Source organism: Ruegeria sp. BI11 (assembly GCF_056538005.1).
The window spans coordinates 266349-291668 of sequence record NZ_JBQFSM010000002.1; the positions used below are offsets into that span (position 1 = coordinate 266349).

The 25320-nt window shown below is 53.8% G+C and carries 24 protein-coding genes and 2 pseudogenes; 8 read left to right on the forward strand and 18 right to left on the reverse strand.

Annotated features, from left to right (window positions below; all coding sequences use genetic code 11):
* Nucleotides 1–43 precede the first annotated feature (43 nt).
* Entirely contained in the window at nt 44–445 is a 402-nt protein-coding gene (locus tag ACR0DT_RS06095; RefSeq protein ID WP_480709892.1) for a hypothetical protein, read from the reverse strand.
* 135 nt (nt 446–580) lie between these two features.
* On the reverse strand, nt 581–1648 hold the full coding sequence (locus ACR0DT_RS06100) for a Na/Pi cotransporter family protein (RefSeq protein WP_480710277.1): 1068 nt from the start codon (nt 1646–1648) through the stop codon (nt 581–583).
* A gap of 437 nt (nt 1649–2085) precedes the next feature.
* Between ACR0DT_RS06100 and ACR0DT_RS06105 the strand changes: the two genes are divergently transcribed.
* A complete protein-coding gene (locus ACR0DT_RS06105; RefSeq protein WP_480709893.1) occupies nt 2086–3306 on the forward strand; it encodes an APC family permease in 1221 nt (406 codons plus the stop codon).
* A 64-nt stretch (nt 3307–3370) separates the two neighbouring features.
* Nucleotides 3371–4966 (forward strand): MFS transporter, encoded by a 1596-nt coding sequence (locus tag ACR0DT_RS06110; protein ID WP_480709894.1) that lies wholly within the window; start codon nt 3371–3373, stop codon nt 4964–4966.
* Here ACR0DT_RS06110 and ACR0DT_RS06115 read toward each other — a convergent pair whose 3' ends face one another.
* Together ACR0DT_RS06115 and ACR0DT_RS06120 are read right to left on the reverse strand one after the other, a co-directional pair.
* A complete protein-coding gene (locus ACR0DT_RS06115; protein WP_480709895.1) occupies nt 4967–6535 on the reverse strand; it encodes a trypsin-like peptidase domain-containing protein in 1569 nt (522 codons plus the stop codon).
* Between the two features lie 243 nt (nt 6536–6778).
* Complete coding sequence (locus ACR0DT_RS06120) at nt 6779–7282, reverse strand: Hsp20/alpha crystallin family protein (RefSeq protein ID WP_480709896.1); 504 nt, start codon at nt 7280–7282, stop codon at nt 6779–6781.
* Nucleotides 7283–7562: 280 nt separating this feature from the next.
* Between ACR0DT_RS06120 and ACR0DT_RS06125 the strand changes: the two genes are divergently transcribed.
* Nucleotides 7563–8867, forward strand: coding sequence for a ferredoxin reductase family protein (locus ACR0DT_RS06125; RefSeq protein WP_480709897.1), 1305 nt, complete (start codon nt 7563–7565; stop codon nt 8865–8867).
* A gap of 336 nt (nt 8868–9203) precedes the next feature.
* Nucleotides 9204–9767 carry a flavodoxin domain-containing protein gene (locus tag ACR0DT_RS06130; protein WP_170426893.1) on the forward strand — a complete coding sequence of 188 codons (564 nt, stop codon included), beginning with the start codon at nt 9204–9206 and terminating at the stop codon, nt 9765–9767.
* Between the two features lie 76 nt (nt 9768–9843).
* Here ACR0DT_RS06130 and ACR0DT_RS06135 read toward each other — a convergent pair whose 3' ends face one another.
* The 14 genes and pseudogenes from ACR0DT_RS06135 to ACR0DT_RS06200 all read right to left on the reverse strand — a co-directional run bounded on the left by ACR0DT_RS06135 (nt 9844) and on the right by ACR0DT_RS06200 (nt 21235).
* Nucleotides 9844–10689 carry a universal stress protein gene (locus ACR0DT_RS06135; RefSeq protein ID WP_480709898.1) on the reverse strand — a complete coding sequence of 282 codons (846 nt, stop codon included), beginning with the start codon at nt 10687–10689 and terminating at the stop codon, nt 9844–9846.
* A gap of 88 nt (nt 10690–10777) precedes the next feature.
* Nucleotides 10778–11155 carry a SnoaL-like domain-containing protein gene (locus ACR0DT_RS06140; RefSeq protein ID WP_480709899.1) on the reverse strand — a complete coding sequence of 126 codons (378 nt, stop codon included), beginning with the start codon at nt 11153–11155 and terminating at the stop codon, nt 10778–10780.
* Nucleotides 11156–11288: 133 nt separating this feature from the next.
* Nucleotides 11289–11466, reverse strand: a pseudogene (locus ACR0DT_RS06145) (IS6 family transposase); the annotation flags it as partial.
* Nucleotides 11467–11722: 256 nt separating this feature from the next.
* Nucleotides 11723–12943 carry a sodium/glutamate symporter gene (gene gltS / locus ACR0DT_RS06150; RefSeq protein WP_480709900.1) on the reverse strand — a complete coding sequence of 407 codons (1221 nt, stop codon included), beginning with the start codon at nt 12941–12943 and terminating at the stop codon, nt 11723–11725.
* An 89-nt stretch (nt 12944–13032) separates the two neighbouring features.
* Nucleotides 13033–13248: pseudogene (locus tag ACR0DT_RS06155) on the reverse strand (helix-turn-helix domain-containing protein); the annotation flags it as partial.
* Nucleotides 13249–13378: 130 nt separating this feature from the next.
* On the reverse strand, nt 13379–14497 hold the full coding sequence (locus ACR0DT_RS06160; RefSeq protein ID WP_480709901.1) for a cytochrome-c peroxidase: 1119 nt from the start codon (nt 14495–14497) through the stop codon (nt 13379–13381).
* An 8-nt stretch (nt 14498–14505) separates the two neighbouring features.
* Entirely contained in the window at nt 14506–14883 is a 378-nt protein-coding gene (locus ACR0DT_RS06165; protein WP_480709902.1) for a hypothetical protein, read from the reverse strand.
* Nucleotides 14880–15686 (reverse strand): amidohydrolase family protein, encoded by an 807-nt coding sequence (locus tag ACR0DT_RS06170; protein WP_480709903.1) that lies wholly within the window; start codon nt 15684–15686, stop codon nt 14880–14882. Before ACR0DT_RS06170 ends, ACR0DT_RS06165 begins: the two co-directional genes overlap by 4 nt.
* A gap of 21 nt (nt 15687–15707) precedes the next feature.
* Nucleotides 15708–16574, reverse strand: coding sequence for a dioxygenase family protein (locus ACR0DT_RS06175; RefSeq protein WP_480709904.1), 867 nt, complete (start codon nt 16572–16574; stop codon nt 15708–15710).
* A 10-nt stretch (nt 16575–16584) separates the two neighbouring features.
* Nucleotides 16585–17889: a TRAP transporter large permease gene (locus ACR0DT_RS06180; protein WP_480709905.1), complete on the reverse strand. Its 1305-nt coding sequence runs from the start codon at nt 17887–17889 to the stop codon at nt 16585–16587.
* On the reverse strand, nt 17886–18437 hold the full coding sequence (locus ACR0DT_RS06185; protein WP_170336376.1) for a TRAP transporter small permease subunit: 552 nt from the start codon (nt 18435–18437) through the stop codon (nt 17886–17888). The genes ACR0DT_RS06180 and ACR0DT_RS06185 overlap by 4 nt, the downstream gene beginning before the upstream one ends.
* 30 nt (nt 18438–18467) lie before the next feature.
* Nucleotides 18468–19541 carry a C4-dicarboxylate TRAP transporter substrate-binding protein gene (locus tag ACR0DT_RS06190; RefSeq protein ID WP_171211989.1) on the reverse strand — a complete coding sequence of 358 codons (1074 nt, stop codon included), beginning with the start codon at nt 19539–19541 and terminating at the stop codon, nt 18468–18470.
* A gap of 147 nt (nt 19542–19688) precedes the next feature.
* Complete coding sequence (locus tag ACR0DT_RS06195; protein WP_480709906.1) at nt 19689–20354, reverse strand: malonic semialdehyde reductase; 666 nt, start codon at nt 20352–20354, stop codon at nt 19689–19691.
* On the reverse strand, nt 20351–21235 hold the full coding sequence (locus ACR0DT_RS06200) for a fumarylacetoacetate hydrolase family protein (protein WP_480709907.1): 885 nt from the start codon (nt 21233–21235) through the stop codon (nt 20351–20353). The genes ACR0DT_RS06195 and ACR0DT_RS06200 overlap by 4 nt, the downstream gene beginning before the upstream one ends.
* An 84-nt stretch (nt 21236–21319) precedes the next feature.
* On the opposite strand from ACR0DT_RS06200, the gene ACR0DT_RS06205 reads away from it, so the two are divergent.
* Genes ACR0DT_RS06205 through ACR0DT_RS06220 form a run of 4 tightly spaced genes read left to right on the forward strand, consistent with a single transcriptional unit; the run spans nt 21320 to nt 25234 of the window.
* Entirely contained in the window at nt 21320–21706 is a 387-nt protein-coding gene (locus tag ACR0DT_RS06205; RefSeq protein ID WP_171126194.1) for a YciI family protein, read from the forward strand.
* 42 nt (nt 21707–21748) lie between these two features.
* Entirely contained in the window at nt 21749–22414 is a 666-nt protein-coding gene (locus ACR0DT_RS06210; protein WP_480709908.1) for a GntR family transcriptional regulator, read from the forward strand.
* 1 nt (nt 22415) lies between these two features.
* Nucleotides 22416–23714, forward strand: coding sequence for a malonyl-CoA decarboxylase (locus ACR0DT_RS06215; protein ID WP_480709909.1), 1299 nt, complete (start codon nt 22416–22418; stop codon nt 23712–23714).
* Entirely contained in the window at nt 23711–25234 is a 1524-nt protein-coding gene (locus ACR0DT_RS06220; RefSeq protein ID WP_480709910.1) for a malonate--CoA ligase, read from the forward strand. Before ACR0DT_RS06215 ends, ACR0DT_RS06220 begins: the two co-directional genes overlap by 4 nt.
* The last annotated feature ends 86 nt before the right edge of the window (nt 25235–25320 follow it).

Sequence of the window (25320 nt, forward strand, 5' to 3'; positions counted from 1 at the left end):
AGCGCATGAGCACGTGCCAAATCTAATCAAGTCCAGCCTCCAACTACGCCACGCCGTCATTGACCTCACCACCCTTGCGCCCAGACGGCACTCCTTCCAATGCGTTCAAATGCCAACGAATTCGCCAGAGGTGATAAGACACGCGATGCAACCATCTGAGGGCATCCAAGCGAGCCCAGACCACTTCATCCGGCAGACTGTCAGTCGCAGCGTCGGAGATGAGCAAGTCTCTGCGAAGTTTCCTCTGTCGCCGCATAAAACGGCGAAGACGGTTCAGCGTGCTTTCACACTGCAATGGATTGTCGATCTCTAAATAGCCGTCAGTCGCTGTAATCAACACCGAAGCAAGCCGCTGCAAACGCCGGTCTTTCGGTAACTCGCTTATCCGATCATCTTGGCTACACCGGTAAAGCAGCCGGTCAAGATGGTCGAGGACATGGTACATACTCTTGATGCTGGATATCTCTGCGTCGGACCTGCTGGGCAATTCTATCTTGTCTAGGTACGAGCGCGCTTCCGATACAGCAGTCTCGATGCTGTCCCGCCCATACTCGGTTCCGCTTGTCTGAGATATACCCATTCATGACCGAAGGTGCGCCACTTCGGCCCTTACAATTTGTTCGACTGCAGCTTTTGCTGCATCCACCGCTATTTCCGGTATCCCGAGGACGAGTGAATCCAAAGATCTCGTTAACTCAGCCCCTTTGTCGGGTACGAGCGCCTCGACAAATCTGGCGAAGGGTTTCGCGAACGGCAAGATCAGCGCCACGCCTATGGCTTTGAAGAAACTATGGAACGCGACAAGCGCAGTCAGAGAGTTTCCAGCCCCCGTCCCGCTTACAAAGACCGCAGTAAACGGCCCCAGCAGAAAAAATGCCATTGCCCCTGTCATCACGTTGTAGATCACATGAGCAAAACCGGTGCGGCGCGCCATCGTGCCCCCACCCAAGGTGGCCAGAACAGCGGTGAAAGTTGTCCCCACGTCCATTCCAATGACCAGAGCCGCCGCTTGAGGGAAGTTCACAGCACCGGCGCTCAACGCAGCCAATGCCGTTGCAACACCAGCACTCGAAGACTGCGTCACCATGGTGATAACGACACCGATCAATACAAGCTTCATCCTGCCCAGCAGCGTATCAGGTGGAAAATCGGCAGGGGTAACTACGCCGCGAAAGGCGTCAAGCCCGGACTTTAGTTGCTCGATCCCAATGAAAATCAAGCTGAATCCGGCCAACGCCAGCCCAAAGCCGGCAACCGCTTTCCTTCCCGAAAGCGCCAGCAAAGCCCCAACAAAAACAACGGGCAACATCACTTGCCCCAAGTCCAGCTTGAACCCCAAAAGCGCGACGAGCCAACCTGTCATGGTCGTTCCGATATTGGCCCCAAAGATGATCCCAAGCGCTTGAGGAAACGTGAGCAGGCCAGATGCGACAAATCCGACGGCCGCGACGGTCGTCGCGCTGGAAGACTGGATTGCAGCGGTCGTGACCGCGCCCGTTACCGCCCCGGTAAAAGGTGTCGATGTGAATCGGCCCAAAATATCTCGCAGTCGCGCCCCTGCCAAAGCCTTCAAACCGTCCGTCATCAACAGCATGCCGATAAGGAACAGGCCGATGCCACCCAGGGCTGGTAACAGGTTCCAGAGCATCACGAATTGCCTTCCACCCTAAATCTCACACCGCCTAACATGTTTGCTTTGCCTTTAAGTCCGACGACAAACGATAGTTGGTTTGCGTTCAGCCTCGCAGACCCGAAGCCGCGAGTTGATTGACATAGATCAAAGCACCAATACGAATTACATAGTGAAATTCGAATGTTTGGACATATTCTACATTCACCGTCCTGTCCCCAAGTAAACACGAAGGTGAACGGAATTTTGAAGGAGTGGAGGTTCCACCCACGGGGGCTCGGCAAGAGTGATGGCGAGCCCCCAGTTAGTTGATTGGCACCCAATGTGCCCAGACGTCGAGACACAAGGCATTCGGTGCGGCTTGGACCATAGGATTAAGCCGCTGCGCCAATCGAGACAAAAAGAGAAGGACGCCACTGACGACGTTCGGAGTGGGCAGTTGGCGGAAATCACTTATGAACTCTGTTGATCCAAACGAACAGAAACTCAGGCGGGCCCTTACTACCCCGTTGCTCACGCTTTATGGCCTTGGGGTAACGGTCGGAGCGGGCATTTACGTTTTAGTCGGTGCAACAGCAGACATTGCCGGACCGTTTGCGGCGTTGTCGTTCGTTGTAGCTGCGCTCGTCGTATCTCTCACCGCGCTTTCGTATGCAGAACTCGCAACTCGATTTCCTGTCAGCGCAGGTGAAGCAGCCTATGTTGAGGCGGGATTTCGGAAAAACTGGATGGCGGTTTTCGTTGGGCTTGCGGTGGCAGCCTCGGGCGTTATCTCCGCTTCGGCCGTTGCAATTGGGGCAGCATCATACCTTCACGCTTTGACCGGTTTTGCGATCCCTATTTTAACTATCAGTGTTGTTTTGATCATGGGTCTAATCGCGCTCTGGGGGATCACTGAGTCGGTCTTTGTTGCGGCTGTCATCACGATCATCGAGATCGCAGGTCTTCTTTTTGTGATTGGCTGGGGCATGTCGATCCAAGATCCGCAGGGATACGGGATCAGTTCGATGCTTCCCCCGCTTGAACTCGACGCGTGGAAAGGCATTTTCGCTGCATCACTTCTCGCCTTCTTTGCATTTGTTGGCTTTGAGGACATGGCCAATGTCGCGGAAGAGGTTAAAGACCCTGTGCGCACCATCCCAAAAGCGATTTTGCTAACGCTCGTTCTGGCGACCGTGTTGTATCTAGGAACTTCAATGACTGTTCTACTTGTTGTTCCGATCGATGTTCTTTCGATGTCCGCAGCACCCCTCGCGCTTGTGTTTTCAAACGCCCCTGAGGTGGTTAAACAGGGCTTTTCCGCGGTCGCGATTGTGGCGACAGTCAATGGAGTACTGATCCAGATGATTATGGCCTCACGGGTGATCTACGGACTAGCAGACCGTGACCATTTGCCGAAGGTTCTGGCGATAGTCCCTAAAGCAACGCAGACACCGGTTGTTGCTACTTTGCTGGTTGTGGCGATCATCGTTCTGCTGACTCAAACTATACCGATTGGTACTCTGGCAGAGCGCACATCCCAGATCGTTCTGGGCGTCTTTGTGCTCGTCAACATTTCGCTGATCCTGCTGAAGATGCAGCCGGACGAGGCCGCCAAGCATTTCCGCGTTCCTCTTGTGGTACCAATCTTTGGTGTGATCACCAGTGCATTGCTTTTCGGAGCTGGATTTCTCTAACTAGACAAAACGACCCAAAGGCCTCAACGAGCTGCCATGTCATATGACGACTGACCAAACTTCCATGGGATCAAAACTTTCGGCCTGGTGGCATAGAACGTTTGTGGATCTGGTTCAGCAGCTGCAATGGTCCTATCTGCCGCCATTGATGGTCTATTTTGCGGCCGGTGTGTCCGGCCTGACCTCGGTCGTCGGTGCTTTTTTCTTAAAAGACTACCTCGATTTATCCGCCTCTTTCGTTGCAGGGCTAGCATTTTGGGCTGGTATCCCGTGGATACTCAAAATGCCGCTTGGTCATGTCGTGGACCTGTTTTGGCGCTGGAAGTCCCTGCTGATCTTGTTCGGCGCGTCCTTGATCACGTTGTCTTTGCTCACCATGTACGGGCTCGTGACCGCACCTGCGCAGATGTCCAGTTTCATGCCGTTGGAAGACTGGTATGTTTTTGCCTTGCTCTTGGCGCCTTCGGGCTATGCAATTCAAGACGTTGTTGCCGACGCCATGACGGTTGAGGCGGTGCCAAAGGTTGACCAGAACGGCGCACCATTTTCGCCGGAAGAAACTCGTGCACAGCACACAACGATGCAGACCTTGGGCAGAGTTTCGATCATTTCCGGGTTTGCGGCGGTTGCGGCTGTAAACATCTGGATATTCTCTGGAACCGAGGAACTGCAAGAATCCGAACGCCTTGCGCTTTATGGCCAAGTATATCTGATAGCTCTGGCCATCCCGGTGTTGTCCGTCAGTGGAGTGGTTCTTCACAGCTTTATCCAGCGTCAACTTATCAAGCGCGGCCACCCGCCTCACACACCGGATGAAGTCACCGAAGTCAAATGGTCCATATTGCTCGGCGGCCTTGCCTTCGTTGTGCTCAGCATCGTGCTGGGAACTGCCGATTTCGAATTTGCGCAAGAGACCGTTTTTGCGGTTTCCCTGACTGTGATCCTGTACCTCATGTCGCGTCTGCTGAAGGAGTTGGACCCGGCCCAAGCCAAAGCCCTAATCGGGACAGCGACAATAATTTTTGTATTTCGTGCCGTTCCTCTGCCGGGACCAGGCCTGACTTGGTTTGAAATCGATGAACTGGGGTTCGATGAGCAATTCCTGGCAATTCTGGCTTTGTTGACTTCGATGCTGGCCCTGCTCGGGTTAATCGTCCTTCGACCATTTATGGCCAACCGCTCGATTGCGCATGTGGTGGCGTTGCTAACGATTGCGGCGGGCGTTCTCGCACTGCCTAACCTTGCCCTCTACTACGGTGTGCACGAATGGACGGCGGCGCATACCGGCGGAGTTGTCGACGCAAGGTTCATTGCCATTCTTGATACAGCTGTTGAGTCGCCGCTTGGACAGATCGCCATGGTCCCGATGTTGGCTTGGATCGCACGCAATGCCCCTGTTCAGTTAAAAGCGACCTTCTTCGCGGTGATGGCATCGTTCACAAACATGGCTTTGTCGGCCAGCAGCCTCAGCACCAAATACCTCAACCAAACATACGTCGTCACTCGCGCCGTCACAAATCCAGAGACCGGTGAAGTCACGTCTACCGCGGACTACAGCCAACTTGGGTACTTGCTGATCTCCGTGGCCGTGATCTCGATGATCGTTCCACTGGCCACAGTGTTCTTTGTTCAAAACTCGCGCTTCCGAACGAGCGAATGATCACTGGCTTTCGACCTCTCCTAGCAGAGCTCTGAGAAGTGAGACCGGGACGCCGATGTTTGAACCGCCAAACTCGGGCAGGATCGCAGCATTTACGGCAACGACCTCGCCCCGCCGATTCAATGCTGGCCCTCCACTCCCACCGGTCGTGGTCTCGGCGTCATAAACTATAGCGCTCCCGCTTGTCCGCGCAACTATCCCCCGGCTTGCTAGCGGGTGTATCTTGCTTTGCGCGGAAAGCCGGGACGCTATCGACCAAAAATTCAACGTCCCTTCTGCTTCCAGTTCCTCTAAAAAGCCCGGACCAGCCTGCGCGATCAATGCTTTCAAACCCGTTGGATACCCCAACAGATAAAGCTCTTCACCTACACGCGACGTGGCATCTGCCAACGGAATGCCGAGGTCGTGAACGCGGCTTGGCTCTACTGCCAAAATCGCCAAGTCTGCCGCTTCGCTGAACCGGACCAAACGCGCCTCTATTGGTTCCGTCTGATCAGGCAAATAGGCCAGCAGCCTCAACATTTCAGGCTTGAGACCAGCGTTGTTCAGCGCTTTTTCTCGTTTCCCCGAGGTCCAAGGCAAAGCGACATGGCGGTTGGTGGCCATCAACGGTGCCCCAGCAATCAAAAACCCGGTTCCGGTGAACTGAAATTCTGCGGGTTCGCCGGTCCCGTCCGGTTCGATCCAAGGTTGGCCAAACGGGGTTTTCAGGTTTTCTCCGTTCGGTCCCAACACGTGCCGCAAAATCTTCCCGCTTTCCACGTGGCGCAGCCCATAAGCCCCTTGAATGAACGCGACGGATTGAATCGAAGCAGCGATTACGCGCGTGGGTGCTCCCGCCCGCTGTTCCAAGGTTCCAAGACGTTGTTCAGTCGACAAGACCTGGTTCTCAAAAGCGTCACGCAATGAAGCAAAGTCATCAGGCGTAAGTGCGTCTTCTCGCGTCTGAGCGAGCATAACCGCGACCGCTTCGATCTTGCGGGACTCCTGTTCGATACTATCCGCCAAGCGCCGGTCGTTTTGGTAAAGCAAGTACCCAAACCCCGCGATCACAAGAAGCGTCGCAAGAACTGTGATCCTGAACAATATCGTGGTTTGAGAGGCAAGCCGCCGCCCACTGTCGCGCAGGGCACCAGACATCTTTTTAGCGAAAGGTCGACGGCTCGTTCGGGTGTAAGCATATGCATCACTGAGGATATCCTCGACTGTATGGTGCGCGGGAAATGAGTGATCGCACAACCTATACCGAGACATAGGGCCCTTTTCGCCGAACTCGATCATGTCGCCATGGTTAAGAGACGCCGATGAGGTTTTTTGTCCGTTCACCCATACATTGCGCCCTGCTGACGCGGTTATAGTGTAACCGTCGTCAGCCCACTGTAAGGTGGCAATATCGTTGTCATGCGGAGGCAGGTCGTCTTCAGGTCGAAGGCTTAACACCCTGCCATCGTCAACAGAAACAGTTAGGCCTTGATCAACAAGCCAGTTCACGGTTCCGCGCGATGGTCCGGTCAGGCTCTCCAGAAAGGCCCGCACCTCACCTTCACCAGCATGTCCTGAGGGTGTCATGCCACTCTCTTCTGGTTTTCGCATTGTGGCCCCCTACCCAAACGCGTGAGGGCATTCTACCACGCTTAAACGCCAATCCCATGGCCTGGTACGAATGTGCAAAAAACACATTTGTACAAATACTTGCGGTGCCTGCGCGGATTCAACCAAAGACACTTATCAGGACGCAACTCTTAGAAGGTCGATCCACGATAGACCCTCTGCCTTGGTCTTTTCAAGCACTGTATCGATCCACCAAACCGTCTATTTCGACGATACCTTGATCTTACGGCTTGGATCCCTAGGCTCTGACTTCGGCATTTCGATATGCAGAACGCCTTTGTCGAATTCAGCTGAAATCTTGTCGATTTCCACAGTGTCTGGCAGCGACATGGCTCTGGAAAAACTGCCATAGCTTCTTTCGCTGACACGCAGATCGCCCGTTTCATCATGCGCAATCTTCTTCTGACCGCGCAGGATCAGCCTGCGATCCTTGATTTCAATTTCCACATCATCCTCTTCGAGCCCTGGCAATTCAGCCGTCAGGACAATCGCAGAATCCGTTTCTTGGACATCGATTGCCGGTGAAATCGCACCTGTCATGTCAAGAGACGGAAAACCCGTGCGTTGCGCAGCCGTTTCCATTGGTAGGAAAGGTGATCCTCCCCCGAAAAAACGCGACATCAGGGTTTCCATTTCACGCCGAAAGTTGTCGGAGAGCGGATGCGTTCCAGTGAAAAGTTGCGGGGATTTTTTGTCTTCTAGCATTTTTTGAGCCTCCTCCTTTGGTCCGATTTCGCGCGCGCAACATTATGACAGAAAAGGCGGTCAAGCACCTTGATCTTGCGCAAGCATACAACCTCATCCGTCGCCAGATCGCTCGCACCGGTTGAACGAACAGAAACGGGAACCGTCGTCCAACAGGCTTGCCAGGTCGTGCTGGAGTTAACACCAATCTCAGTAGTCTTGATCGGAACCCCAGGTCAGCTTAGCGTTTATTCTAAATGAGCCCGAGTTGCCTACCTTTAGCGCAGTGGAGCAAAACCGTATGAAATGGCCTTATCTGGCGCTGATTTACGTTTTGCTGATCTTGGCTCCCTTGGGTTTTTCTTGGTCTCTGGGATGGCCACCGCGATCATTTCATCAAGAGCTCGCGTCCGGGCTTGGAATGCTTGCGTTTTCAATAATCTTAGTGGAGTTCCTGCTGTCTGGGCGGTTCAGGTTCATCTCCTCCGGCTTAGGTATGGATGTGACCATGCGGGTGCATCAGCTGATGGCCCGTACAGCACTCGGCTTAGCGCTGATACACCCGCTTCTGTATCAGGGTACGCCTTCTGGCGGACGCCGACCGTGGGATGAAACAAACCAAATTACGATTTCCACCGACTTTTCAGCGCTGGTATCGGGCATCGGCGCTTATTTTTTACTGTTCATTCTGGTCGCCTCGGCAATTGCGCGTAAATCCCTTGATTACAAGTACGAGACATGGCGCCTCTTACACGGGCTGGGAGCCTTGGTGATTGCGTGCCTGCTGTTGCATCACACAGTCTATGCTGGGCGCTACGGTGGGCATCCGCTACTAACCTATCTCTGGCTTGCCCTAACCAGTATTGCAGTTGGAACTTTGCTGTATGTCTATCTCGTTCGCCCTTTACGTCAGAGGAAGAGACCGTGGCGCGTCACGTCTGTGTCTCGACTAACACCGAAGCAATGGGAGTTGCGCGTCGTGCCAGATGGTCACAACGGACTAAACTTCGAAGCAGGGCAATTCGCTTGGCTAAACGTCGGCCACAGTGTTTTTTCGCTGCATGAAAACCCATTCTCGATTAGTTCAGCACCCGCCGAAGGCCCCGAAGTTTCATTCGTGATAAAGGAGCTTGGGGATTTCACATGTGGCCTCGGACAGATCGCTCCGCAAACCACGGCCTATCTGGATGCCCCGCACGGGAATCTGTCGATCAGCCACCGCACTGAGACAGGTATTGTTCTGATCGCAGGTGGTGTCGGGATCGCGCCCATGTTGAGCATTTTGCGTCAGGTGCGGTTGAGTGGAACACAGTACGATCTCAAGCTTATCTATGGCAACCGGGTGGAGGAACAGATTGCTTTTCGCCAGGAGTTGTCCAAAGAAGAAACAGTATTTGTTCTATCCGAGCCGCCAGAGGATTGGTCCGGAGAGACAGGCTTGATCGACGGTCATCTGTTGGACCGCAATTTGTCTTCTGAACAATTTGAAAGCTGGCTTTTTGTTCTCTGCGGCCCCCCTGCCATGATGGGCACGGTCGAAGATCATCTGATTGAGCGGGGCACCGCGTCACACCGGATTTTGTCTGAAAGGTTTGACTATGATTAGACTGCTCAGAAACCTGCCCGCACGCCAACAAGTGAAACTCGCAGTGTGGTTGATCAGTATTTCAATCTTCGTCGCTGTCTTGGCCTTTTGCTTAAGGTAGAAAGCTAGACCGCCAGGGGTTGGCTAGCTTCAAGGCTGCCGGCCGAAAAGGCAGGTTTTCTTGTAGATGGATGCCGTCACGAACTTCCTTAAAAACATGCTCCGCGTGGACAGCATGAGCATACCGCAACGATCCAGATATGCCCCTATGAGACGCCTTTGATGGAGATCAAGGGCAACGCACGTCACTTATTCATAATAAGCAATCTATTCAGACCGATTTTTGGGAGGATCGGAATGACCTTACTCATCGCCTTCGCCACGGTCGAAGGCCAAACAGCAAAGATTGCGCGCTTCATCACCGATCTCGCGAAGAATGCCGGTTTCGACGCAAAGCTGATCAATACCGATGAAATGCCCAGTCACGTTTCACTTGACGATGTGGTCAAGGTTATTCTCCTGGCCCCTGTCCACGAGCGTAAGCACCCCAAGTCATTCGAAGCATTTGTCGCTTCAAATAGAGATGCCTTAATGAAGCGAAAGTCTCTCGTGCTTTCCGTCGGTTTAAAAGCTGCTTTCGCGTCAGGTCGAGAAGAAGCACGCGACTATCTTGACGAAATGCTTCTTCGAACAGGTTTTGAACCAAATGCGACGGCTTTGATCGCAGGCGCGGTGAGGCCCGAAAACTACGGGTATTTTGAGAGGGAGATTCTTCAGCACGTCGTCTTGCTCGGTCGAAAAATCGATCCACGAGAAGGGGCAAGGGAGTTTACTGACTGGGATGAACTCACGTTGATTGTGATAGAGTTCCTTGGCGAAAACGGGCGGGCAAACACGCTTCAACCTCAGGCAAACTCTTAAAAAAGTTTCTCAAGTATTTACCGATGAACTTTGATAGCTATGACTCCCAGAAAGTCACAGTTATCGGCTCACTTCATCAGTGTCCGAAAAGCACTGGTAAACTTGTCTGCTCCAACATTGCTTGCGTCGTGCCCCCAAAAACTGACTCTCGCAAATGGGAATGCCCATAAGCGCCCATAACAATGAGATCAGCCCCCGCTTCTCTTGCTCGTTCTTGAATGCAATGTGCAACTGAATTTCCCCCGCACTGGAACTGCGACACGGTCACGTTGCAACCGTGATGGCCGAGCCATTCAGCTAGGTCAGTTCCGTGCACACTACCTTCTACGTCCTCAGGCGACGGCAAATCAAAACATCCAATTACAACTTCCTTGGCAGCCAGAAGAATGGGTAAAGCTAAATGCGTCGCCCTGGACGCAGGCAAGCTGTCATTCCATGCCAAAAAAACGCAGTCGCGTTGGGCAAACGGATCTCCATTGATCATCAGAGCAACCGGCGAATGAAACAATACTCCGCACGTGATCTTGTGAAATAAATCGGGGTCTTTTCGCAAATCAGCGTCTAGAAAAGCGATATCAGAGCATTTGGCTTGTTCTGCTACAAGTTGCTGTAACTCTTCACCAAGTCCCATGAAGCCAGTTACATTTGCAGATACGCCCTGCCCAGCAAGAAGCGCTTCAACTTCAGTGGCGCGAGACTTCAGGGCGGCATTTTTCGCGTGAAGAACGTCCAACCAGTTTGAGGGCAGACCCGCCTCAACGAACCTGTTTGAACCATACTTCAGGTAAGGCAGGTTAGGTAAGGCCGCGATCAATACGCAATTCAAGTGGTCGTTCTGGATATGGGCAGTTTCAGCGCATTCCAAAATCGACGCGTCGTCAGCATCAACTCCTACATAGTATGCCACTGTTCTGTGTTGCATTCCCGACCTCCGCACGGAATTTCACTTCGCCCGAAAGCAGTGCGCATTGATTGAACCAGCAAATAGCCGATGTTGTTAGCCGCTCTTCTTACTTCGGCAGCATGAAAAACTCTTCCAGCACAATCTTGCCTTCCGCCACCGAATACACCGCGATCTCGCGCAGGGTCATACGCTCACCCGTGGCCTTCTGAACGACTTCGGCTCTGAAGCGGACTCCAAAGCGGTTGGGTGGGTGGACGTAGGGGCCATCCAATTCTAGTTCTTGGATTTCATGCGATGCCAACCAATCCTCTCTTTTTCCCTTGATGGCTTCTCGCCCCTTTGAAACGCGAAATTGTCGAACCGGAGGCACGACTGCCTCTATCGACTGTGCGTTTTCGGCATACATTTCATCAACACTTGCAAGGCCCCTGCGCTCACGCATGGCCTGGACGAATGATCTTCCGATTTCAATCAACTCTTCCATGAGCCCCCCCCTGAATTACCATTGACAGTACCACTTCTTGCCCGCGCTAATCTTGACAAGGATCAATAAGCATATCGATGGATACTGTGAGGCCGGTTCGAACAAGTCTCAGCTAGGCCAACAGAGATGTCGCTTATAACGCGCCAAGTTCGCGCCACTCGGCAAGAGCGGCGGTGCCGTGTCAACTTGAAGGTGTCTCGGCTGGGAAGGGATCGCCCCTGGTTGAAGTGATTGGAGACGGAGGAGTGAACGGCGGCGAGCTTCTGCAAACTTCGCATCCGCCTTAACCGCTGCATCGTATGTCGCGAACGGCTGTTTTGTCCGCAGAGCAATCATTCATGACCGACGCAGCGAATGTCCACTTCGGGCCCAACGCGGTTATCCGCTGCACTGGGCATGAACGACCACTTTGCGGGACTTTGCAGCCATCCGCATTCTTAATTCAAAGGACCGCAGTCAGCCCTAAGCGGACATTCACAACTAGACTTCGCAGGTTCCACGACGCGTGGCTAAGCCGAACTAGATCTGCCGAGGCAATTCTATACCTTTGACCCAAAACACAGTGTTTCAACCAAATCCAAGAAACCACTGAATTATGAACGCGTTCGCCAAATCGACAAAGAATGCTGACACCAAAGGCAGAACAATAAATGCCACTGGCGAAGGGCCATACCTTTGCGTGACTGCGGTCATATTCGCAATGGCGGTTGGCGTTGCACCCAAAGAGAAACCGGCGAATCCCGCGGATATGACGGCTGCGAAGTAGTTTTTTCCCATCAGGCGGAACACGATGAAAATTATAAACGCGACGGCCGCGATTGATTGCAAGAGCATGGTGGTTATCAGAACTCCCGCACTGCTGGCGAGCGTCCACAACTCCATACTCATCAGCGACATTGCCAAAAATACTGACAGGCTGAATTCGGAGATCACGTTCATTGCCGGCGTACCCGCGGGCCATTTGAGCTTTGGAAACAAGGGCGGCAACAAGTTCGACAGTACGATGCCGCTTAAGAGGCACGGCACGAACAGGGGCAGCTTGACCCCTGCTGCCTCCAGTGCTTCGAACACGGAGTACCCAATCGCAATAGCGATGTGAATCCACAGAACACAATTCATCAGATCGACATGAGTAACTGTCGATGGTTGGTCGGTAGTTGGCTCCGCAACCGTCGCAACTTCTTCTTCAACGTCGTCGACACTCTTGAGGTCGTTCTTTTGAATGAGAAAACGGGCAATGGGCCCACCCAGAACGCTGGCCAGGATCAGACCAACGGTCGCCGTGGCTATTCCCAGTTCAGAAGCGCCGACAACTTGGTAGCTATTTTCTATGGTTGGGCCCCAGGCAATGGCTGTGCCGTGGCCTCCAATCAAAGATGCGGTTCCCAACAGCACGCCTGCTTGTGACGGCATGCCGAACAAAAGCGCGCCAATCATGCCCACCACGTTCTGTACGAGCATAAAGGCAATCGTGAGCCCAAGCATGAGCACAAGAAGGGGTCCACCCTTTATCAGATCAGCAAAACGGGCGTTTAGACCAACTGTCGTGAAAAAGTAGACCAACAAAAAGTCTCTGGCGCTTAGTTCGTAGCTGATTGCACGGCCAGTGGCTAAAACCACAAGCAAAGCCAGAATGGCCGCCAGAAGGCCTCCGCTGACTGGCTCCGGAATGCTGTACTTGGACAAGACTGCGTAACGACGGGTCAACCGTGCGCCAAGAAAATAGACCAATATACCGATTGTAACGGCGCCAAAGCTGTCAATTTCTATCGGATCAAGCATTTCCATGGTGTATTGTTTCCCCGTTCAAGCAAGTGAACTTCTGTCAATTTTGTTAGCATTGGTTTTGTCTAAGTCTTTGAATTTGATAAGTTAGATCAGGTATCCTTTTTGATTTTGCTCGGTGGTACTCCAGTCCACCCCTTGAATGCGTGCGCGAAGCTCGTTGCGTCAGAGTAGCCGAGCATTTCCGCCACTTGCGTCACACTGTGATCGCCTTCCTTCAACAATTCTTCCGCGCGATTACGCTTCAGATCCGCGAGCAGTTTGCCAAGGGTCGTGCCCTCTTTCCTTAGCTTCCGAGCAAGCTGCTGCTCGGATACGCAACACCCCTGCCCCGCTCAAGCAAAGTTCTTCTGACAAGACCCTCAGGCGTAGAAATGGGACTCGCCAAAAGCGGCGTGCCGCACACTACAGGCGGTACTCAGGCTGCATTGGAGTATCTCAAGGCCGCGTAACGCCGGACAGAGTCTCCAAAAACTCAACCAGGTCTGCAATCTCCTGCTCGGATAAATTCAGTTCAGAGAGTATGGCTTCGCCATCGGCGTGAAGCCTTTCTATATCAATTTCGTTATAGTGTCGGACTACGGCGTCCAGATCATCCAGGCTGCCGTCATGCATGTAGGGGGCGGTTTCGGCCACACCTCGAAGGCTGGGCGTACGAAAGGTTCCAAAATCGGAATGGCTCCTTCGTACATTTCGGACCGCCCACGCGCCTTGCTTTTCCGGATCGTCAGTCCAGGCTCCGTCCAATGTGTAAGGGCTGGAGAGCAAGAAGTTCAACCCTCCGAACCGGCCATCGTCGACTTCGGTTTCACTCAGAAAATATGGCACGCCCGCGTCGTGGAATTCGTTGTTGGAAAATCTCGGGCCATTATGGCAGAACGCGCAATTCCCGCGCCCCAAGAAGAGCTGAAGCCCTCGCTGGGCAGCTTCGGGGTAGTTCGCAGCCTCTACCAGATCGCTGCGCTTCAACGCGTCGCGAAAATCGTCAAATTGTGTCCGCTCGGTTACCAGCGTTTCCAGATAAGCTGATAGGGCCTTGGCAATGTTTACCAAGACCTGCTCTGTGTCTTGGCTTTGAACATCGCCAAAAATGACCTCAAAATCTTCAATGTACGTACTCTCGGAAATGGCTCTCATTAGGCTTTCTTTGCTGTGCGCCATCTCTTGTTCTTCAATGATCGGATGCAAGCTGGCAGCCCATAGATTATCGCTCTTTCCACCCCACCCGTACCATCGCAGACCAGCCAGATTTCGCAGTGATGGCGTATTCCGATCCAAAATCACGCGACCGAATGTTCGTGCCTCGGAGTTGGTGAGTGCCCGCTCGGGGTCGTGACAACTTGCACAGGCAAATGCACCATCAATCGACAACACCGGATCGTCGAAAAGCGCTGCGCCCAGCGCAATCGCTCGGGGATCTTTTGAAACCCTGTTGCTTGGATCAGGTTGGAATGATGGTGGCCACGGCCCAAAGGACAGCGTTTGTTGGATTTCGTCTTCTGACAATAGGACTTCTGCACGCACCGAACTCGTCAGCAAGACTAGCGCAGCTGTCACCCACAACTTCATTTCAGCGCAATGTCAAAGGTGTAGGATACCGATTGCCCGTTGTATTCGACGTCCACTTGAAGCTCCCACATTCCCGGCATGTGAAACAGCATATCATCAACACGGAACACACCGTCGCCTTTTGCAGTGACGACTGGAAGGTAGTTCATCCCGTGTTGGTGAGCAGGCATGATTGCATCGATGCGCATATCACTCACGGCAATTTCGCTGCACATAGTGAGGATTATTGAAAACGGTTGAGCCAACGGAATTTCGTTGACAGTCACATGCACCGCAGGCGCGTTCTGAATTTCCGAACCCATCCGTTGCCCGGTCGCCTCACAAGCGACGGCAGCGCCAGAAGATACCAGAAACCAGACGAGCCAGCGGATCATTTTGATGCCAGCAATCGTTCTGCGTTGGCATAGGCAATGTTGTCCGCGATCTGGTCTGGAAGCAAATCCAGCCATTCGCGTGAAAAATCTGCATGCGGGCCGACGTAATACCAGCGCTCCGGCGCAAATGTATCGGTACCGACCATAAACCGATCAGGATGCGCTTCGAACGCAGCTTGCCAATCCGGATCGACACGGCCCTGCGAGACCATGTCGGAACGGAACGCCAGATCGGCCCAAAGCCGGGGATACGCATTTAAAGCGTCGACAACCTTTCCCGGATCGTCAAAGCCAGAATGTGCCCACAATACCCGAGCCTCCGGCCAGGTTTCGAAGATCAGGTCAACCGCGTCGCGATCACCGTGATGGTGCAGAATTAAGTTCCGTTCCTTCGCCAGTGCGATCATACGCTGGATAACCGGCGTTTTGATATCGTCCCCATAGGCGTGAAACTCGCCGATGGCTTCGTAGTCGTTCTTCGACAGATTTGCTTCCAGATAATCGATTACTGTTTCGTCGTGCATCCAGGTGTTGATCTCACCGCGACGACGATAGGGACGAAGTGCCGGAACAACGATGTCCGGCGCTGCAGCCAAAAGCAGTTGCGTTCCGTTATTGTCCGAGCTGGAAACCAGGGCTTTCCGCACGCCTGCATCCCGCAGGATTTTGGCCACTTGTTCGGGCGGAACCAGTTTCACGGCATCATGGCTGTAGTGAATATGTGCATCGAAAATCGGTCGCTCGTCGGCGATGGCCACTCCGCTGACTAGCGCTGCACATACAATGAATGTGTATTTTAGCACTTCAAGCATCCTCCATAGCGTTCAGTCCCGAGCAAGCGTGACGTCGAAATTCACGTGCAGGTAAGGTTCAGTGATCCTACCAGAAAGTGCCATGTCATCGGGAAATTCCGAAGCTGGTCGTTCAACATACGTCATCACCAGATCGTCTCGAACACCAAAGACCGTATCCTGATCCAGATAGGGATCGTCGTCCGGAAAAATCTCGGTCACGAGTGAGCGATAGCCGGGGGCTTTGACGATAAAGTGCAGGTGTGAGGGCCTCCACGGATGGCGACCGCAAGCACGCAGAATATCGCCAACTGGCCCGTCAGACGGCACAGTGTATTCAACTGGCTTTACTGTGGTGAACGCGTATCTGCCATCGTCACCGACTGTCATCAGTCCGTGGAAAGAGTAGGTGTCCTGTTCTTCATCCTGACTGGCGTAGAGGCCGTTGGGTGCCGTTTGCCAGATGTCGAGTTCTGCTCCTGCAATGGGATTGCCCGCTGTGTCCCGAATGATGCCTTCAGCAAGCAGAACCGGCCCGCCGTAATGTCGTTTCATATCCCCACCCATGGGCAGCGGAGGTGCGCCGGATACATGAAACGGGCCCAACACCGACGAACTTGTTGCGTCTGGACTTGAATGCAGCATGTCCACCAAAGAAGACAGGCCCAGGACGTCCGACGCCAGCACAAACTCGTGCCGGTCCTCGGTTTCCACAGCGGCACAGCCCTCGAGAAACGCAATCCCAGCTCGCCATTCGTCATGCGTCAGGTTGGTTTCGCGCGCGAAGTCATGAAGGTGTTTGACAAGTGACCCCATGATTTCGCGCATCCGCGGATCAGTGTCTTTGGACAAGTATCCCATGAAGACGTCGGTGATATTGTCTTTGGTGACAGTGCGCATCTTGGCCTCCTTAAATCAGGGCAAGGCTGAGGATCGGGAACTCGATCAGAATGAACAGAACAATTAGCATCACGAACGCAAAGGGAAGCGCGCCCATGAACACGTCCTTAAGTGATATGCGATCATCGTTGATCGTGGATTTTATAACAAAGCACGATATGCCCAACGGCGGTGTCAAAAGCCCGATCTCAGCTCCGACCACGGTGATTATCCCGAACCAGATCAGCGACATATCAAGGGCTTCGGCCATCGGAAGAAACAATGGCACAACGATCAGAATGATGGACGCAGTGTCGAGCAACGTTCCCAAGAAAAGCATCAGCAAGACATAGAGCAGCATGATCGACCAGAAGGACGCCGAATTCCCGGCGAGCAAGTCCTGCAACTGGTTGGGTAGCCCGGCGAGTCCCAGCATGCGGCTGTAGATTGACGCTGCTGTGATCAGGAACAGGATCGCCGCTGTGATATGGCCGGTCTCCAGCAACGCATCCCAGAAGGCTCTGGGCGTCATGGATTTGCGCGCAACGGCGATAACCAGCGCGACCAGAGCCCCGGCTGCCCCTGCCTCGACAGCAGTTAGCCACCCCGTGTAAATGCCGCCGAGCACCACGGTGATGATGAACAATGTCGGCAGGGTTTTAGATGCGATCTCGCGCCCTGACATCCACTCGGTGTCTTCGACGACGCGGCCTCCAACGAAAGATGGTGTGAAACGCCCCATGACCCAGATCGCGCCGACATATGCGATTGCCAGCATAATCCCCGGGATAACCCCCGCTAGGAACATGTCCCCCACGGATTGTTCCGCCACAAAAGAATAGATAATCAGCATCGCCGAAGGCGGGATAATCATCCCCAAAACCGAAGACCCGGCAACCACGCCAACAGCAAAGCGTGGGTTATAGGCCTGCGCCATCATCTGCGGCACTGAGACTTTGGTGAACACGGATGCGGATGCAATTGACGACCCGGTTACGGCAGCAAAAACGGCATTGGCCCCGACGGTCGCCATGCCGATTCCGCCTTTGACCTTGCGAAACCGCATCGTCATGACTTCGTAGATGTCCTTACCTAATCCAGCCTTTGAAACGATGAGCCCCATGAAGGTAAAAAGAGGGATTGTAGCGAAGCTGTATTCCATCGCGCTGTCGCCGACCGCCACTTTCAGCAAGTTAAGCGCAAGCGTGAAGTTGTCCCGCATCAGCCAGATCGACACGAACGAGACCACGCCCAAAGCAATCGGAATGTAGACGCCGGCGTAAATCAGAAAGACGATTGCAATGACCGAGATCAGGCCAATCTCAATCGGCGTCATTCTGCGGCCTCGTCATGCTCTGGGGTGCGAATAAGTTGCGGGCGGTCCTGCGCCGTGACGACCTTGAGCAGGAAAATCACGCAGGCAAGCGCAGTACCGCACGCGATGACCAGTTTGACCGGCCACCATGGCAGTGTGAAAAGACCCGGAACGCCAAAGTAGTCCTGCGTCTCCCACATGTGTAGAAATTCTGGAAAAGTCACATAAGCGATCAAAGCCATGAAGATTGCCGAGATGGCGTTTATGATGCGCCGCAGGTTGGCTGTCAGGCCGGGGCGGCGATGGTGCAGCAGGTTTAGAAACCCGTCAGAACGTGTCAGCCGGTCCACTCTGACTACGTCGGCCAATTGGAAAAAAACGATCATCACGACCGAAAACTGCACCATCTCGTAGGTTCCGCGCAGTGGGGCAGAAAACAGACCGCGCGCAACGACATCCACGTTTAGGATAACCACCAACGCCAGAACGACGAGCGTACCCAAAGCGTTGGCAGCGATTGCAAGCGAATTGGCAACCCGTGACAGGACAGCAACAGCAGTCTTCAGCATGTAAGGCCCCTTTCTCAGGTCGCCGAAAGGTTATTTGACCGTCCAGTCGCGCACACCAGTGAATCCGGCGCCCTGAAGCTTGCTCAGATAAGCGGCTAGCATCTCTGTGCCCTGTTCGCCGTTTTCGTTAAGCGTTGCAGCCCATTCCTGCGCAACATTGGGCATCGCATTTGCCCACGCGGCGCGGTCTTCATCCGAGATTTCAATGATCGATCCGCCAGCTTCTACAAAGGCATCTCGTGACGCTGCGGCTCGGTCCATCGCAATGCCTGCCACATGGTCACGGTAGTCAATAGCCACGGCCTGTAGTACTTCTTTGACCTCATCGGGCAGACTCGCCCAGTAGTCGGCATTGACGGTGACTGTTTTTGTATTCACCGCACCAAGGTCTGCCTTCAACATGTAAGGGGCCACTTCGACGATTTTGAACGTCTTGGAAGCTTCCGGCCAAATCATTACGCAATCGACGAGGCCGGTTTGGACCATGTTGTAGAAATCTGTAAGACCACCGCGAACGCCAGCCGCGTCCTTGATACCCTCGAGATAGCGCAGGTTCAGACCAGCACCCGCGATCTTGCGTCCTTCAAGGTCTGCAACTTTCTCGACCGGCTCTGAGCAGAACATCTGATATGTGTCGAGCACAACGCCTGTCGCCAGATAGACCTGATTTTGCGCAGCGAACTCATTCTGCATCGCCGGGTATTCTCGCGCGATCTCGTCGACCGCCTTGGCCACTGCGCGAGCATCCGACGCGACGAATGGTGTCGAGCCCGAGATCCCCTGGCTGGGCAGCTTGGACGAATGGAAGATGGTTGTGACGATGCCAATGTCGCCCAAACCCAACTGTACGCCTTCCAGAACACCTTTGGGTTTTACAATAGAACCGCCATAGTTCTCCTGCCAGTTCATCTTGTAATTGCCGGACTCGGCCAACCGCTTATCTACTTCAGGAATAAAGAAGTTTGTGAATTCTTTCACCCACAAGGCCCGGTCTGGGTAACCATCAATTACGACAGCTGAAATGGTCTCTTCCGCTGCGACTGACAGTGCCATAGTGCTTGCCACGGCAACACCCAGCAGACTGCACTTGGTCCAGTTTTTCATTATCTCTCCTCCCAGAAAGTTTGATCTTGTTGCCCTTTATTTGTTCGCCTTGAACCCCGGCAGTCAGTCCTCTCCACACCAACCGATTTGCGCAGCATTGCGACGGCAAAGTACTTGGCCGATTGGCCGCCCACTTGCGTCATTTCCTCATGCATAAGAACAAACCCTGTCGAACGGAAATCGCGGCAGTTTGTGAAACAAACCCGTTTCATCGGCGTAACCTAGATTGCACAGAAAGTTCGATTTGAGGGTGGTTCCTGCAAAGAACTCCTCGTCGACAATCTTGTTCGAAAAGCCTGACATGGCACCAACGTCCAACCCAACGGCCCGTGCCGCGATCATGAAATAAGCGCCCTGAAGCGTACCATTGCGAAACGCCGTATCGGCCACGTAATCGGGATTATTTTCGAACAACGGCCGACGATCTTCGTGTGGGAAAAGGAAGGGCAGTTCCTTCCAGAACTCCATGTCGTAGGCAATTATGGCCGTGACTGGCGCGCCCATCATCTTTGGCACGTTCTTTGGCTTCAAAGACTTGGCAAGCTGCTCTTTGCCCTCGGCACTTTTCACGAAAATGAACCGCGCAGGCAGTGTATTCATACTGGTCGCGCCGTTGATCGTGATGTCGTAAATCTCTTCAAGCAACGCGTCGGAAACCGGCTTGTTTGTCCACGCATAGTGCGACCGGGACTCGCGCAGAATCAAGGCGATTGCGTCATCCGACAGACGAGGAATGCGCGCGCGCAGTTCGCGATGATCTTGCTGCGCCTTGGCGCGAAGTGCCTCCAGCTCTGCCCCGGTCGGTGCGCTCATTCTGCTGCCACCTTTGACCTGTTGTCTTTTTCGTCCACGATCGGGCTGGCACAGACGCCGATACCTTCGATCTCGACCTCAACGGTTTCGCCCGGCTTCAACCAGCGAGGGTCGGGTTTTTTGGCGTGGCCCACGCCCGGCGGTGTTCCCAATGCAACCAGATCTCCCGGTTCCAGGGTCATGAATTCCGAAATTGTCGCGATCACCTGGCGGACACCCCAGATCATGTTGGCGGTATTCGAACTTTGAAGAACCTCATCGCCAACGCGGCTTTCGATCTTGAGGCCCGAAGCGCCTTCGGGCAACTCATCCTGAGTCACGGTGAAGGGGCCAATTGCGCCCGTGTCGTCAAAGTTCTTACCCGGCGTCCACTGAACCGTTTTGCGCTGATAGTCCCGCACCGACCCATCGTTGAAAACGGTATAACCAAACACATGATCCAGCGCGTTTTCTTCCGAGATATGGCGACCGCGTTTCCCAACGATCAGCATCAATTCCGCTTCATAATCGAAATGCTCGGAAGCCGCCGGTCGCACCATGGGTTTGCCAGCCGCCATGATTGAGTTCTTTCCGCGCATGAACAGCGTGGGGTACTCGGGAATGTCGTATCCACCTTCTTTGATATGGTCGGTATAGTTCAATCCCATGCAAACAATGGTCCCGGGGGCGGCCACCGGCAATGCCGGCGTGATAGTCGAGACTGGCACAGGCACCGCTGCTGAGATTTTATCGGCCAGTGAGTCGCTCAAACCAGGATCGGCAATCAACCCCATCAGATCTGTGCCGACACCAGAGTCCAAAGCCGTTAAATTTACTGCTTTTTCGCCGTTCACGGCAAACACCGCGGTACCTTCCGAAGTCTCTCCCACTAGGTATTTCATTTTCATCATCCATATCAGTTTGCTTGATTTTTGCCGATTATTTTGCCATGTGTCAAATAATATCGATTTTATTGGAGGGCGCAGATGGTTGCCTGGGCAGACTACAAATCAGAAGCACAGAGCCGCGGCGCACTTGCTTTGGAGCTTTACGTTGCACACAGCACGCCTGCCAAAGCGCCCGAAGACGTGAAGGCGTCACTTCCTGATCACCTGGCATATCAGGCGCAGCTTGAACGTTCGGGTCAGCTGGCTTTTGCCGGACCAATGTCGGATGAAACCGGTGAGCATATGCAGGGAATGGGCCTGATCATCTACCGCGCCGACAGCCTTGAGGCCGCTCGAAATCTAGCCGAGGACGACCCGATGCATAAAAGCGGGGCGCGCAGTTTTGTTCTTCGGCGCTGGATGATCAACGAAGGCTCACTGAACCTGACAGTCGGCCTATCGACCGGAACAAGCGCCCTCAGTTAAAAGCACTTCAAAGATTGCGCATTCAAAGAGGAAAAGTCGGATATGGACGTCATGCTTGATGCCGAGGGCAAAGAGAAATCAGCCACTCATGGTGCGTATCGACGGCTGCGCGATATGATCCTCACAGGCGAGTTGCCGCCCGGACAGAAGCTCAAGATCGAACAACTCCGTGGTCTTCTGGACACGGGCGCAAGCCCGGTTCGGGAGGCGCTTAGCCTCCTGACGTCTGACATGCTGGTCGAGCGGATTGATCAGCGCGGATTTCGGGCGGCGCCAGTCAGCAAATCCAACTTCGAGGAAATACTGTTGCTCCGATGCAACCTCGAGGAAACAGCGCTGCGCGCTTCCATCGCTAATGCAGATGGAGCTTGGGAGGACAGGCTTGTTTTGCGGCATCACCATATGAAAAAGGCCAGTCAAAAAGGTGCACCAGACTTCGAAGACGCCCACAAAGCGTTTCATATGGCCTTGTTGGAAAATGCAAAACTGCCGTTGCTGCTACGGTATTGCTCGCAGCTTTATGACCTCAACATTCGCTATCGTTATCTGGCGGCGGGAGGGCCAAGTTACAAAAAGCGCGATATCGCTGCCGAACACCAGCAAATCCTGGATGCCGCACTCGACCACGATGCAGACAGCGCAACCCGGCACTTGCTCAACCACTACCGCCGAACGGGTGAGTACCTGAGCAGTCAGATGGAGTCCTGAAATGCAGCGGAACTGGTTTCTGGGCGATCTTCTGAATCAGCTGTTCGATCGTCCCGGCCAAAAGCGCGGCAACGATGACAATCGATCCATTGCAGAGCTTTGTGAGGCCTTGTTGTCCGCCGAAGGCGAAGTATCGGGCTTCACCCTCGCCTCCACAATTCTTGATCGCTACCAGACCTTGAAAGACCCCGAGAAATTGGAGTTTTTCGCCTATTTGAATGACCAACTTGAGCTGGACGTGGATCAGCTTGCCGAAGTGGCAAGCCTCTATGCCAACGACAGAAGTGTCAATTTATATCAAAAGCTTAGCGAAGTCGCGGAACCCAGACGGCAAGAGTTGTTGCGCCGATTGAACCAACCATCCGGCGCGACACAAGAACTCGTAGCAATGCGCGTTGACCTATTGCGCTTTCTTAAATCCAACCCCGAGCTCAAACGAACAGATACTGATTTCGTTCAATTGCTGAGAAGCTGGTTCAATCGGGGCTTTCTTGTCCTCAAACAAATCAGTTGGGATACCCCTGCCTGCGTTTTGGACAAGATCGTTGCCTACGAAGCGGTCCATCAAATCAACGATCTGGATGATCTGCGACGCAGGCTCTACCCGCCGGATCGTCGTTGCTTTGCATTCTTCCATCCTTCGATGCCAGATGAGCCGCTGATTTTTGTCGAAGTTGCTCTGACGGCTGAAGTTCCAGACGCAATCGATGCGCTTTTGTCCGAAGATCGGGAACCGATCGAAACCGAACAAGCGAAAGTCGCGGCGTTCTACTCTATCTCGAATTGCCAGAAAGGTTTAACCGGTATCAGCTTTGGCAATCTGTTGATCAAACAGGTTGTAACTGAGCTGTCGCGAGAACTTGAGGGGCTTGATACATTTGTGACCTTGTCGCCGATACCGGGGCTGAACCGTTGGCTAGGGGGCGAAACAGATAATCCTGAGCACGGCCACGCCGCCGAGGCCGTACTTGCGGCAACAACCTCGCCGCAAGATTTGCGCGCAATGGCCGCCCGGTACCTGTTGTTCGCCAAACGCGAGGATGGGATGCCGCTGGATCCCGTGGCCCGCTTTCACCTCGGAAACGGTGCCGAGTTGCACGAGTTGCACGCCGAAGCCGATTTGTCACCGAACGGACGATCACAATCCAGCGGTGCGATGGTGAACTACCTGTACGATTTAAACAAAACAGAACGTCATCACGAAGAATTCGCGACACCTGCGACGATCGAAGCCTCGCGTTCTGCTCGCGCAGCCTCAACCGCTGCGCTTGCGACCAAGCCAAGGGAAAATACCGCGTGACCAACACTCTATACGACAGCCTGTTTGCCCGGCATGAGGGCAACGAGGCTCCGTTCCTGCAACTCGACGATGACCAGGTTGTGTCCTATGACGCGTTTTTGAAGCGCACCGCGCAGGTCGCGCATGTTTTGCAAAACAACGGCGTTTCACCTGGCGATCGCATCGTTGTGCAAGCGCCCAAGCTGGCCGATACGATAGCCCTCTACGCCGCTTCGGTACAGGCAGGTGCAGTCTACCTGCCGCTTAACACTGCCTACACATTGGCAGAGTTGGACTATTTTATCTCTGATGCCCAACCTTCGATGATCGTTTGCGACAGCAGAGACGAAATTGAAGTCGGAAAATTGGCGGCTCGGTCTGGGGCGAAGCTGCGGACACTCGGCGGCGTTTACCCTAGCCTGAGCAGCGAGGCCGACGCGCAGCCCTGCGTATTCGAAACCGTGGATCGCGCTCCGGACGATCTTGCCGCGTTGCTCTACACATCAGGCACCACAGGCCGTTCCAAAGGCGCAATGCTGAGCCATCAAAACCTATTGTCCAACGCCCAAGCTCTTGTTGGTCTGTGGGGTATCACAAACGACGATCGCTTGGTTCACGCGCTGCCGATCTTTCACACGCACGGGCTTTTCGTGGCGGTGAATACGTCACTACTCGCCGGTGCCAGAGTTCGCCTTATGCAAAAGTTCGACCTCGGCGCCATCCTGGATGAATTGCCCCAGTCGACCCTTTTGATGGGGGTTCCCACTTTCTATACCAGACTGTTGGCAGACGACCGGTTCACAAAAGAGATCACAGGGAACATGCGCCTGTTCGTCTCGGGCTCTGCCCCCCTGCTTGCCGAAACCCATCAGGCATTCGAAACGCGCACCGGCCACCGCATACTTGAGCGCTATGGCATGACCGAGACAAACATGAACACCTCTAACCCCTATAGTGGCGTACGTCGCGCGGGAACTGTCGGCATGGCACTGCCCGGCATCGAGGTGATCGTAACACATACGGAAACCGGAGAACCACTGCCCCCGGGTGAAGTTGGAATGATCGAAGTCCGCGGCCCCAACGTGTTCAAAGGCTATTGGCAGATGCCCGAGAAAACCGCCGAAGAGTTGCGAGAGAACGGGTTCTTCATCACCGGGGACTTGGGCCAATTCAGCGGGGACAGCTATCTATCGATTGTGGGCCGGTCGAAAGACCTGATCATTACCGGTGGTTACAACGTGTATCCCAAAGAAATTGAAGAGATCCTGAACGACATCGACGGTGTTCTGGAATCGGCGGTTTTCGGCGTCCCCGACAACGATTTTGGCGAAGCAATCATCGCCGCTCTGGTTATTGAGCCAAGCGTAAAACTTGAAGCGGATCAGATTGCTGAGACCATCAGGAACAAGCTGTCGCGCTTCAAACATCCGCGCCGCTACGAATTCGTCTCGGAATTGCCGCGAAACACTATGGGAAAAGTTCAAAAGAACGTGCTGCGCGAACGGTACGCGGACATGGAACTGTCGCCGGCAGAATCTTAGTAAGCCCATCCAGATGCTCAATCAAATCAAGACTTTCAGATCGGATACTACCCTCCCCTTCAGACTGCCAAACTCATTAGGAGATC